Annotated in this window: 14 protein-coding genes; 10 read left to right on the forward strand and 4 right to left on the reverse strand. The window is 38.5% G+C overall.

Annotated elements, in window-relative coordinates:
• Positions 1–15: 15 nt before the first annotated feature.
• Positions 16–534, reverse strand: a complete 519-nt coding sequence (locus Rain11_RS01570; RefSeq protein ID WP_133121463.1) for a DinB family protein — start codon at positions 532–534, stop codon at positions 16–18.
• Between the two features lie 123 nt (positions 535–657).
• On the opposite strand from Rain11_RS01570, the gene Rain11_RS01575 reads away from it, so the two are divergent.
• On the forward strand, positions 658–2631 hold the full coding sequence (locus tag Rain11_RS01575) for an OmpA family protein (RefSeq protein ID WP_101357575.1): 1974 nt from the start codon (positions 658–660) through the stop codon (positions 2629–2631).
• A gap of 125 nt (positions 2632–2756) precedes the next feature.
• Here Rain11_RS01575 and Rain11_RS01580 read toward each other — a convergent pair whose 3' ends face one another.
• Genes Rain11_RS01580 through Rain11_RS01590 form a run of 3 tightly spaced genes read right to left on the reverse strand, consistent with a single transcriptional unit; the run spans position 2757 to position 5237 of the window.
• The gene (locus Rain11_RS01580) at positions 2757–3089 is read right to left on the reverse strand and encodes a hypothetical protein (RefSeq protein ID WP_101357576.1); all 333 of its coding nucleotides are present in this window, start codon (positions 3087–3089) and stop codon (positions 2757–2759) included.
• A gap of 44 nt (positions 3090–3133) precedes the next feature.
• Positions 3134–4135 (reverse strand): glycosyltransferase, encoded by a 1002-nt coding sequence (locus tag Rain11_RS01585; protein WP_101357577.1) that lies wholly within the window; start codon positions 4133–4135, stop codon positions 3134–3136.
• A gap of 19 nt (positions 4136–4154) precedes the next feature.
• Complete coding sequence (locus tag Rain11_RS01590) at positions 4155–5237, reverse strand: M28 family metallopeptidase (protein ID WP_101357578.1); 1083 nt, start codon at positions 5235–5237, stop codon at positions 4155–4157.
• 173 nt (positions 5238–5410) lie between these two features.
• On the opposite strand from Rain11_RS01590, the gene Rain11_RS01595 reads away from it, so the two are divergent.
• From Rain11_RS01595 to corA, 9 genes are all read left to right on the forward strand, one after another.
• Complete coding sequence (locus tag Rain11_RS01595) at positions 5411–6223, forward strand: succinate dehydrogenase cytochrome b subunit (RefSeq protein WP_101357579.1); 813 nt, start codon at positions 5411–5413, stop codon at positions 6221–6223.
• Between the two features lies 1 nt (position 6224).
• A complete protein-coding gene (locus tag Rain11_RS01600) occupies positions 6225–6521 on the forward strand; it encodes a nucleotidyltransferase family protein (RefSeq protein WP_101357580.1) in 297 nt (98 codons plus the stop codon).
• Positions 6511–6819, forward strand: a complete 309-nt coding sequence (locus Rain11_RS01605; RefSeq protein WP_101357581.1) for a HepT-like ribonuclease domain-containing protein — start codon at positions 6511–6513, stop codon at positions 6817–6819. The genes Rain11_RS01600 and Rain11_RS01605 overlap by 11 nt, the downstream gene beginning before the upstream one ends.
• Positions 6820–6881: 62 nt before the next feature.
• Positions 6882–8816 (forward strand): fumarate reductase/succinate dehydrogenase flavoprotein subunit, encoded by a 1935-nt coding sequence (locus Rain11_RS01610; protein ID WP_101357582.1) that lies wholly within the window; start codon positions 6882–6884, stop codon positions 8814–8816.
• 67 nt (positions 8817–8883) lie between these two features.
• Complete coding sequence (locus Rain11_RS01615) at positions 8884–9447, forward strand: Uma2 family endonuclease (RefSeq protein ID WP_101357583.1); 564 nt, start codon at positions 8884–8886, stop codon at positions 9445–9447.
• Positions 9448–9450: 3 nt separating this feature from the next.
• On the forward strand, positions 9451–10014 hold the full coding sequence (locus Rain11_RS01620; protein ID WP_101357584.1) for a Uma2 family endonuclease: 564 nt from the start codon (positions 9451–9453) through the stop codon (positions 10012–10014).
• Positions 10015–10174: 160 nt separating this feature from the next.
• Positions 10175–10885 (forward strand): YebC/PmpR family DNA-binding transcriptional regulator, encoded by a 711-nt coding sequence (locus Rain11_RS01625; protein WP_101357585.1) that lies wholly within the window; start codon positions 10175–10177, stop codon positions 10883–10885.
• 27 nt (positions 10886–10912) lie between these two features.
• Entirely contained in the window at positions 10913–11308 is a 396-nt protein-coding gene (locus Rain11_RS01630) for a hypothetical protein (RefSeq protein WP_101357586.1), read from the forward strand.
• Positions 11305–12441 carry a magnesium/cobalt transporter CorA gene (corA, locus tag Rain11_RS01635; protein WP_101357587.1) on the forward strand — a complete coding sequence of 379 codons (1137 nt, stop codon included), beginning with the start codon at positions 11305–11307 and terminating at the stop codon, positions 12439–12441. The genes Rain11_RS01630 and corA overlap by 4 nt, the downstream gene beginning before the upstream one ends.
• Positions 12442–12467 lie beyond the last annotated feature (26 nt).

The following is a 12467-nucleotide window of genomic DNA, read 5'->3' on the forward strand; positions in this document are numbered from 1 at the left end:
TTTTGTTTTTTTGAACTACAAATATTTTGTTTGAATTTGATGTGTATGGTGAATTTCGTGTCCTGCTATCATTGCCGCCAGAGCCCTTACCGAAACAGGGAAGTTATTGGCATTGCCCACTATGGCAAGTGTTTCAGAAGGCAAATGGGCAAAAAGTGAAATAGTAGATTTTCTAACTGCCTCAAACTCCTCTAAAATACTTTGTAGAGAACGCTTCTGTGCTTGCGAATTACGAACATAAGCATCTTGGTCAAACCCAGGTAGAGCTTGCAGTTCTCCACGAGCAAAAGCCATCGCCCTGTACGAAAGCACCCTTTCGGAATCAACTATGTGCAATAGTACCTCTTTGATAGTCCATTTATCAGGTGCATACGAAAAATTGGCTTTTTCTTCGCTAATCTGGCTGTAAAATTGCTTACAAAATTCTAAACGCTCTTGTAAGGCGAAAAGAATATCATCACTTTTCAAGTGTTTCAGATATGTTTCGGCATAAGGTGGGTATTCACTGATAGATAGTTGTGCTGTAAAATTCATAAATAAACCGAATTTGGTGCGAAATACAAATTTTTTCAATGAAAAAAATTATTTTTGAGGCAAAGTTAGAACTTTCAGACAAATTTCCTACATTTCAAGGGTAAAAACAATATCTCCAATTTTATGAAATTTATTTTTTCTTTTGTGGGTTTTTGGTGGTGTTTGGTGGCTTATTCACAAAATATTCAATGGGCGAGCAAAATAATTGCTGTATCTTCGGAAAAAAAATCCACTTCGGGAAAGCAGTACAAAGCTGAACAAGCACTCGGCAAACCCAATGTTTTGCCAGCCTTTCAGAATAGCCCCTGTGCTTGGTCGCCACAAGAAGCCAACAACAGCAAAAAAGATGAGTTCATTCACGTTGGTTTTGCTAACCCTATGAGTATCAAACAGGTTTTAGTAGCAGAAAGTTTTAATGCAGGAGCTATTTCACAAATTTTTGCTTATGATGACACGGGGAAAGAGTATCTGATTTACAAAAATCCACAAGTAGCTCCCGCAGGCAAAGGCAGATTGTTCAGTTTGGCTGTTCCTCAAACACCTTACTCGGTAGTTTCTTTGAAAATTACCTTGCAAACGGGAAAAGTAACTGGGGAAAATCAAATTGACGCTATAGGCATTTCGGATAGTGATGCACCTATAGAAATCAAACCCAATTTAGGAAAAAATGAAGTGCAGTTCAATTCAGAGCCTTTAAGTGGTATCAATTCGCAATATTTAGAAGCCAATCCCGTAGTCTTGCCAAGTGGTAAAGGTATTTATTTCACTCGTCTCAATCACCCTGAAAATATTAAAGACACCATAGACGGCAAAATGGTCTATAAGCAAGATATCTGGTATGCCGAACTTGATGACAAAGGCAATGCCTATAATCCTATAAATATTGGTGAGCCACTCAACAACCGACAACACAATGCCGCTTTTACCATTGCTCTCGACGAAAGCTATATGCTTCTGAACAACAAGTACTTACCCGATGGCAGACTTGAAAAAGGGCTTTCTATTACATACAAAACACCCGAAGGTAAGTGGGGAAAGCCCGAAATTTTAGAAATTGAAGGCTTTGAAAGTAAAAGTGAATTCAACGAATACACTTTAAACTCTGATGGCAAAGTGCTTATTATTTCCACAGAAGCCTCTAATACTTTGGGAGGCAATGATTTATATGTAGCTTTTCGCAAAGATAACAAAAGTTTTGGCAAACCTATTCATTTAGGCAATATCATCAACTCGGTGGCAGATGAAGCTACCCCTTATCTGGACAATGACGGCAAAACGCTGTATTTTTCTTCCAATGGATTTTCGGGCTATGGTAGTTTTGATATTTTCCTAACTAAACGCCTTGACGATACTTGGCTAAACTGGAGCGAACCCGAAAATCTGGGAAACAAAATCAATACCGAAGGAATGGACATCTATTTCGCCAAACAAGGCAATTTTGGCTATCATAGCTCACGCGGCGATATTTACAGAACCCGAATGGTAGAGCCAATGCTTGTACTAAAAGGTAGAACCCTCAATGAAAAAACACAAGAACTTATTCCTGCTCACCTCATTATACAAGAAATCAACGATAACCCCAAATCACTGGAAAACCCCAATGGTAAGTTCAATACAAGTCTGAAAATTGGCAAAAAATATAAAATCAGTGCCGAATTGCAAGGGTTTTTCCCACAAGAAATCACCATTGATGCCACTACCATTAGCGAATATACCGAAATGGAAAAAGATATTTTACTCAAACCTATGGAAAAAGATGCTACCTTACGCCTGAATAACATATTTTTTGCCCAAGGTGAAGCGGTACTTATGCCCGAATCCTATCCTGAATTAGATGAGCTTGCCAAAGTAATGAAGAAAAATCCAAAAATGCGAATACAATTAGAGGGACATACTGAAATTTATGGCAATAAGAAGTCTTTGAAAAAACTTTCTTTGGAGCGAACCTTGGCTATCAGAGATTATCTTGTAAAAAAAGGAATTTCTAAAAGTCGTATTCAATGCATCGGTTATGGGGCAGAACGCCCTCTTACTTCCGAAGATACCGAACAAGCTCGCCGCCTCAACAGACGAGTAGAACTCAAAATTTTGCAATAACTAAGCCCCAAATAAATATCTTAATTCCAATCTAGATAACCTTACACCACTAATAAAAAACAAGCGACAACATCATTCTATCTTAAAATGATATTGCCGCTATTATGCTATTTGAAGGAATTGATTTACTTTTTTTCAGCTTTGGGTTTATTGCCATCTTGTTGGGCAGGTGTTTTGGCTGTATCAGCAGGGGCGGGCGTGCCGTCTTGCAGATTAGAGCCATTGGATACACTAAAAAACTTTTCACGAATAGCTTTGGTGCGTTTAGCGGCGTTGGGGTCATCGGGGTATTGCTGACGCAACTGACGAGCCGAATCGCCTTTTGCACCATATACATAAATATCGCCTTCGCGTACATCTCTTATTTTTTTCAAGTCCGAATTGTTGTATTGGTCTAAATTACAAGCACTCAAAGCCAGCACAGCCAAAAGAGCAAATTTTTGTATCAAGAATTTCATAAGGCAAAATTTTAGTTTTTTCGCAAGGCAAAACTATGCTTTTTTTAATTTTGTTGCAAAAAAAATCTATTTTTTTCACGCAACTTTCGCCCAAATTCCTGTAAAAAACCTATTCCATAACTGATAAGTTGAATAAATACCGCCCAAACACTCATTAAAGCTATTTTGAAACTTTTATTTTTCTGCAAGGCATCAAAAAATATAAGCAATTTGTAAAAACCTAACACTATCAGCGAAAGCCAAGCCAACGGCTGAAAAACAAGCATTTGCAAAGGAATAGAAAATAAAAACAACACAAAAGCCGCAGGAAAAAAATGCACCAACTTGATTTCTTCGGGGTGAAAGCGGCTGATATTGATACGCCCTCTGCCAAAAAAATGTAATTGTTTGAAAAATTGTTTGAAAGTAGTTCGGCGTTTATGATACACAAAAGCATCAGGAATAAGCCCCACTCGGAAACCATTTTTTTCAATACGAATGCTAAACTCAATATCTTCGCCCATACGCGTAATAATGTAGCCTCCTGTTTTTTCAAAAACCTCTCTTGAAATCCCCATATTAAAACTGCGAGGGCGAAACCTTTCTGCCGATTTTTTATTGCCACGTATGCCTCCTGTGGAAAAAAGCGAAGTCATTGCATAACTGATGGCTTTTTGCGTGTCTGTAAAACTTTCGTGAGCGGTATCGGGTCCGCCGTAAGCATCTAAATAGTTTTTTTGCAAAAAATCATAAACATTTTGCAAATAATTCGGTGGCACTATGCAATCTGAATCAAATACGATAAAATACTCGCCTCGGGCTTGTTGATAGCCAAAATTTCTCGTAAAACCTTGCCCCACGTTTTCTGCCCTATCAAAATAACGAATAGGCAGTTTTTCCTTGAAACTATCAACTATTTTATCCGATTTTTGCTTTGAACCATCGTCTATTACAATGATTTCCCAAGAAATTTTTTCTTTATCAAAAACTTGTTCTGTAAGCGACTGCAAAAGCTCGCCTAACTCATCAGGGCGATTATAGACAGGTATAATTATGGAAAAAAACACGTTACAACTTGTTTGAACTTTAATTTCTATCGGTTTTATCTATACGTAGGCGTTGCTCTTTGTTGGCAAGTTCCCAAGCCGTAAGGAATATGAGCTGCCCAATTTTTGACATTTTGGCATAACGGATTTTTTCGGGCGTATCGGTAGGTTGATGATAGTCGGCGTGTAAGCCACTGAAATAGAAAATGATAGGAATATTCTTTTTGGCAAAGTTGTAGTGGTCGGAGCGATAGTAGAGCATTTCGGGGTGAGAGGGGTCGTTGTATGTGTAATCCAAGATGATTTTCGTATATTTATCATTCACAGCCTTTTGTAAGCTATCTAGTTCCGTTGAAACTTTATCAGAACCAATGAGATAAACATAGTTTTCGTTCTTTTTTTTCTCGTAAGTTTTATCAATTCTGCCAATCATATCTATATTCAAATCTACAATAGTTTTTTCCAAAGGGAACAAAGGCTCAAAATCTGCATAATATCTTGACCCTAAAAGCCCAACTTCTTCAGCGGAAACAAGTAAAAATACAATACTTCGGCGAGGTGAAAAACCCGCTTTCTGTGCAAGCATAAAGGCTTCTGCTATTTCTAAAATAGTGGAAGTTCCCGAACCATTATCGTCTGCTCCAAAATAAATTTTCCCCCCTTGTACGCCTTCGTGGTCGTAATGCCCCGAAATGATGATATATTCATCTTTTTTATCTGTTCCTTCAATCCAACCTACAACGTTTTCTGTTTCAGCGATAGGTAGTTTTTCACGATTATTTTCGGTAACGCCTCCGTGCAAGCTATAAAACCAACCTGAAATCACCACTTTGAAGGGTTGCAAATACGGATTTTTTTTATTTTTCGGATTGGCAGGTTTCAAACCTATTCGCTTCATTTCATTAGTAAGATATAAAGCGGCTTTTTTCTGCCCTTTGGTTGCTGTTTTTCTACCTTCCATTTCCGCTGATGCTAATTTGAAAAGGTGTTTTTGCAAATCTTTTTCGGTAATGGTTTTAGAAAAATACGCTGCCGCAGTATCAGATACAACTGCCTGACCGCTATTCTGAGAGAAAACCAGTGCTGGCAAAAACAAAAACCAAAAGCAATAAAAAAATTTCATAGAAAAGCGGAAAATGTTAATTTTGTGGCAAATTAACAAAAACTTTACAAAAATTGAAAAAAAACTTGTCTGTATTGGTTTCTTTTCAGATATTCGCTAACTTTGAACTTGCATTTATAGAAACATTTTTTATGCACAAATAGTAATTAAACCAAAACAAAAACCTAAATCTTATGGCAACCGCTACCACACAAAAAACAAATTGGCTTGTAGATATGCTTACAAGCTCTTTGGGCAGAAAGCTCATTATGGCTCTTACAGGGCTTTTTCTGATTTTATTTTTGGTGGTTCATTTATTAGGCAACTTACAACTGCTCAAAGATGATAACGGCGTTTCATTTAATCGTTATGCCGATTTTATGGGGCATAACCCGCTTATTCAAACTATCTCCATTGGTAATTTCTTTTTCATTGCCTTGCATATTGTAACAAGCATCATTCTTACGCTTCGCAACCGAGCCGCAAGACCCGTGCAGTATGCCTATGTAAATATGGGTAAAAGCAGTTCTTGGGCTTCTCGGAATATGATGCTCTTGGGAACAATCATTTTGATTTTCTTGGTAGTGCATTTACAGGCTTTTTGGGCTAAATCAAAATTTGGCGGTTTGAGCGAAACCACCCTTGATGGCAAAAGCGTACATAACCTTTATGAAGCTACGCAAATAGCTTTCAGTGAGCTTTGGATTGTGATTTTGTATGTAGTTTCTATGGTAGGTTTGGCTTTTCATTTGGTACACGGCTTTAAGAGTGCCTTTCAGACACTCGGTCTGAACCACAAAAAATATAATGCCCTTATTCATCACGTAGGGGTGGCTTTTGCAGTATTTGTGCCTGCGGCGTATGCGTGCATTCCTGTGCTTATGCACACTAAACAAGAAAGTCTTTCGCTGGTGGCATTGGGAAGTTGTTTGGTTGTAGCAGGCATAGTCTCTGCTATTGTAAAGCCTCGTGAAGAAAGAAAAATGAGCGAAGGAGGAGCGGGATAAAATGACTGGCGAATTAGAAAATATACGGCAACGGCTGCTACCTTTTTTTCAAAGAAAACCTATCATAAAGGCTTATTTATTTGGTTCTTATGCAAGAGAGGAAGCTAATGAAGAAAGCGATATAGATATTTTGGTTGAATTGGATTACTCACAGATTATTGGTTGGGAGTTTTTGAGTTGGAAAAACGAAATAGAAGAGCTACTTCAAAAAAAAGTAGATTTGGTTTCGGTCAGAGGTATTTCCAAGCACTTGCAACCATTAATTGAAAAGGAAAGACAAATACTGTATGCAAGATAACTTGGGCGATAAAGTTCGTTTGCTTCATATTTTAGAAGCAGTAGAAAGCATTTTAGAGTACACCGCACAAGTTGATTTTGAAATTTTTACAAGAGAAAAAATGAGGTATGATGCCGTATTGCGTCAGATAGAAATTATTGGAGAAGCCGCAAGTAGAGTATCTAATGAATTAAAATCAAATACAAGTAATGTTGAGTGGCGAAATATTGTTGGACTACGAAACATTGTTATTCATCAGTACTTTGGAGTAGATGACTTACTTATTTGGAACATCATTCAAAAAATATCCCCGAATTGAAAGAACAAATTAAAAATATCTTGACAACATTTTTTCCATAAAAACATAAACGCATAGCTCATATGAAATTAGACGCCAAAATTCCCGAAGGACCGCTTGCCGAAAAATGGGACAGACACAAGTTCAACCTAAAACTTGTCAATCCTGCCAATAAACGCAAATATGAAATCATTGTTGTAGGAACAGGTTTGGCAGGAGCTTCTGCCGCCGCCACCCTTGCCGAATTGGGCTACAATGTAAAGGCTTTTTGTTTCCAAGATAGCCCACGTAGGGCTCACTCTATTGCCGCACAAGGCGGTATCAATGCTGCCAAAAATTACAAAAATGACGGCGATAGCGTTTTCCGTCTGTTTTACGATACCATCAAAGGAGGCGATTACAGAGCCCGCGAGGCAAACGTATATCGTTTGGCACAAGTTTCTGTAAATATCATTGACCAATGCGTAGCACAAGGCGTGCCTTTTGCCCGCGAATACGGCGGACTTTTAGATAATCGCTCTTTCGGGGGAGCTCAAGTTTCACGTACTTTTTATGCCAAAGGACAAACAGGGCAACAGCTTCTTTTAGGAGCTTATCAGGCATTGAGCCGTCAGATTGCCGCAGGCAAAGTGCAAATGTTCCCTCGTACTGAACTAATGGACGTGGTAGTAGTAGATGGCAAATGTCGTGGCATTATCACCCGAAACCTCGTAACAGGCGAAATTGAAGCTCATTCGGCTCACGCCGTTTTGCTCTGTACAGGTGGTTATGGAAATGTTTTTTACCTTTCTACCAACGCAATGGGTTCTAACGGCTCGGCGGCGTGGCGAGCTCATAAACGTGGGGCTTTGTTTGCCAATCCTTGCTTTACGCAGATTCACCCTACGTGTATTCCTGTATCAGGTGACTACCAATCTAAGCTAACTTTGATGTCGGAATCTTTGCGTAATGATGGACGCGTGTGGGTGCCTAAAAAAATTGAGGACGCCGAAGCCATTCGTAAAGGTCTCAAATCGCCCAAAGATATTAAAGAAGAAGACCGCGACTACTTTTTGGAAAGGAAATATCCCTCTTTTGGTAACCTTGTGCCTCGTGATGTGGCTTCTCGCAATGCCAAATACGTGTGTGATGAAGGTAGAGGAGTGAGTCAGACAGGTTTAGCAGTGTATCTGGACTTTGCCGATGCCATCAAACGCGATGGCAAAGCCGTAATTGAAGCCAAATACGGCAACCTTTTTGATATGTACAAGCAAATCACCGACCAAGACCCTTACGAAGTACCTATGATGATTTACCCTGCGGTGCATTACACGATGGGCGGCTTGTGGGTAGATTACAACCTGATGACTACCATTCAGGGTTTGTATGCTCTCGGTGAATGTAATTTCTCTGACCACGGGGCTAATCGTTTAGGAGCTTCTGCCCTTATGCAAGGATTAGCCGATGGATACTTCGTAATTCCTTATACCATCGGTGATTATTTAGCAACGATTGGTCCTGCGGATAAAGTACCTGCCTCTCACCCTGCTTTTGAGGAAGCTAAAAAGGAAGTGAAAGACCGCATTCAGAAACTACTTTCTATCAAAGGTAATAAAACCGTTGATGAAATTCATAGAGAGTTAGGTAAAATTATGTGGGATTACTGCGGTATGTCTCGCAATGCGGAAGGTTTGAAATACGCCAAGGGCAAAATCCAAGAGTTACGTGAAGAGTTCTGGAAAAATGTAAAGGTTACAGGTACTAATGAAGAATTTAACCAAACTTTGGAAAAAGCCTACCGAGTAGCTGACTTTTTAGAGCTTGGCGAACTAATGGTTGATGATGCTCTGCACAGAAACGAATCCTGTGGAGGACACTTCCGAGAAGAGTACCAAATAGATGGTGAGGCAAAACGTGATGATGAAAACTTCGCCTATGTAGCCGCTTGGGAATACAAAGGTGATAATCAGCCCGAAGTACTGCACAAAGAAGAGCTAATCTTTGAAAATGTTAAGCTCACGCAAAGGAGCTACAAGTAAAATCAAAAAATCCCGAAATTTTGCAGTTTCGGGATTTTTTTATACATTTAGCATAAAGTTTTAGCTTATGGAAACCCTTGTAAAAATCAGTGTAGAGGAATACTTGGAGCAAGAAGCCCGAAACCAACATAAAAGCGAATACCACGCAGGTGAGGTGATTGCTATGGCAGGTGCTTCTATCAATCACAATGTAGTGGTTAGAAATTTGTTCAAAAATCTTATATTTTGCATAGATGAGAATAATTGTGAGATTTTTACAAGTGATATGCTTGTAAAAATTCCTGCTTGCGAAAAATTTGTCTATCCTGACTTAATAATTTTATGTAAAGATAGACAACTTGAAAAACACAAAGGCATAGATGTTTTACTTAACCCCACTATTGTCATTGAAGTTTTATCCGAAAGCACCGCCCATTACGACGCCCACGAGAAAATGGAATGTTATTTCGCACTGGAAAGTCTGAAAGAATATTGGCTTGTAGATAGTGAAAAAGTTTCTATCAAAGGCTATAAGCGACAGAATGAAAGTGATTGGAATTTACACCTTACCAAAAACCCCGAAGAAAAAATTTTCATCGGAGAGTGCGAAATTCTTGTGAAAGACATTTATCTGAAAACCAACTTACTCTAAACTATGGAAACCCTCGTAAAAATCAGTGTAGAGGAATACTTGGAGCAAGAAGCCCGAAACCAACATAAAAGCGAATATCACGCAGGTGAGGTTATCGCTATGGCAGGTGCATCTCTGAAACACAATGTTATAGTAGCAAATGTAATTACTATTTTGAGTAATTGTACCAAAGAAAAAAACTGCATTGTGCTACCCAGCGATATACTCGTAAAACTATCTACTTGTGAAAGATATGTTTATCCTGATGTAGTATTGGTTTGTGGTGAGCAACATCTTGAAATATACAAAGGTATAGAAGTTTTGCTCAATCCCACTATTATCATTGAAGTTTTATCCGAAAGCACTGCCCATTACGACGCCCACGAAAAAATGGAATGTTATTTCGCACTGGAAAGTCTGAAAGAATATTGGCTCGTAGATAGTGAAAAAGTTGCTATCAGAGGCTACAAAAGGCAAAACGAAAACGACTGGAACTTACACCTTACCAAAAACCCCGAAGAAAAAATTTTCATCGGAGAGTGCGAAATCCTTGTGAAAGATATTTATCTGAAAACCAATTTACTATAAATCCATAAAAAGTTCAAACAACAGCTCTATTACGGAAATTTTTTGCTATTTTGCAGAAATTTTTGCAAGTTTCTGTACTTTTGTAAAAATTTCTAACTTTGGCTTTGTAATTCTATTTTCGTAAATCAGTTAATCATTACCTAAATCCAAAATAAAAGCTATGGGAAGAGCCTTTGAATTTAGAAAAGAAAGAAAGTTCAAACGCTGGGGGCAAATGGCTAAAACTTTTACCAAATATGCCCGTGAAATTGCTATGGCTGTAAAAGCAGGCGGTGCCGACCCCCAATACAATGCACGCCTTCGTACTATCTTACAAAATGCCAAACACGATAATGTTCCCAAAGAAAATATTGAAAGAGCTATCAAAAAAGCAAGTTCCAAAGACCAAGAAGAGTATAAAGAAGTAGTATATGAAGGATATGCTCCACACGGTATTGCAGTAATCATTGAAACTGCCACAGACAACCCTACACGCACCGTAGCAAATATTCGGAGTTATTTTAATAAATGTGGGGGAAGTTTGGGTGTTTCGGGTTCAGTAGATTTTCTCTTTGAAAGACAAGCTGTGTTTCAAGTTACTATGAAAGAAAATGTTAATTTAGAAGAAATGGAGCTTGAACTGATTGATTTCGGCTTAAACGAAATGGTAGTTGATGAAGGCGAAATTTTCATCTATGCGGGTTTTGAAGGTTTCGGTAAAATTCAAAAATATTTAGAGGACAAAGGTTTTGAAATCAAAAGTGCTAAATTAGAGCGTATTCCTTTGGATACTAAACAATTAACCCCCGAGCAAGAAGCAGATGTAGAAAAACTGCTCGAAAAGCTCAACGAAGATGATGATGTTCAACAAGTATTTCATAATATGAAGTAATTTTCACAACTCAAAACTAATTTTTTTATGCAAAAAACAACTTTTATTTTTGTTATTTTGGCGTGGTTCTTTTCGGCTAATCAATGCAAAAAAACTGGAGACTGGGACAAAGTTTTTGATAAAACTTGGGTACGCTCCTCCGAAGAAGAAAAAGGCGATGGAGTAGAAGTGTATCGCACCGAAGGCTATAACTTTCCTATTTCTCGCGGTCCTCGTGAGGCTTTCCGTATGAGTAAAAATGGCGGTTTTATGCTCCGCATCGCCCCTGCTGATGCCCCTGTGGAAATCAAAGGCTCTTGGAAAGCCAACGGCAAAAAACAAGCAAACATAAACCTTGAAAAGAATAGCTACATAGGAAAAACTGATTTTGTATATGAGTTGGTAGATGTTCAAAATGATGTGCTTAAAATCAAAAGACAATGAGTTCCTCTGACCGCAGAAGCCAAGAATTAGACATCATACCTGAAACTTTTTCAGGCTACAAAAGAGTACAAGGTGCATATCCGGGTTATTACGATGTGCAGAGCGATGTTATTCCTGAAATTCGTGTCTTTTCTTACAACGCAGAGGTCTGCTTTGAACACAAATTTAATGGACTTTCTGAACTATTTGCCTACTTAGATAAACAGCCTGATACCCTTAAACATTGGATTGATACCGAAGGCATCGGAAATACCGCTTTCTTTGATAGTCTTAAAAATTATTTCAAGCTACATAACCTTGCCATTGAAGATGCTGTGAGCGGCGACCAACGACCCAAAGTAGAAACCTACGATGAGCATATTTTTATTATTTCACGAATGTTGTATCATTTACCTGAAAATAATAAACTCATCAATGAACAAGTCGCCTTTTTTGTTCTCCCAAATATTTTGCTAACTATTCAAGATGAATACGAGGACTGCCTAGAACCTGTACGCGAACGCCTACGCAAAGGCAAAGGCACAATGCGTGCTTCTAGCATATTCTACCTCACCTACGCCCTGATTGATGCCATTGTGGATAACTATTTCCCTATGGCTGAAAATATCGCCCAAAGGCTCAACGAGTTAGAAGACAAAATCATTACAAACGTAAATAATGTAAGCATTCACGATATTTTGCAAATCAAGCGTGAAATTTTGCAAATTCGTAAAGCCGCCCTTGCCGAAAGAGATAAGATTAGCGAGCTTCTGCGTTGCGAACACCCTCTCAAAGACCCCAAAGTAGAAGTATATCTTCGGGATACTTACGACCATTGCTTACAAATTTTAGAAGTACTTGATGACGAAAAAGAAATTGCTTACAGCCTTGCCGAAGCCTATAACTCAACCCTTACTCATAAAACTAATGAAGTAATGAAAGTGCTGACTATTATTTCAGCCATTTTCATTCCACTCACCTTTATTGTAGGAGTGTATGGTATGAACTTTGCCCCCGAAGGATTAGAAAAAGAGGCTTTACCGCTCAATATGCCCGAATTGTATCACCCTTACGGCTATATTGGTGTTTGGATTGTAATGATTGCCATTGCCATTGGTGCATTTATTTTCTTTAAGCGAAAAAGGTGGATATAAACTTTTTATTCATTGTGCCTAATTGG

The organism is Raineya orbicola (assembly GCF_002843425.1).
GTDB classification, from domain to species: domain Bacteria; phylum Bacteroidota; class Bacteroidia; order Cytophagales; family Thermonemataceae; genus Raineya; species Raineya orbicola.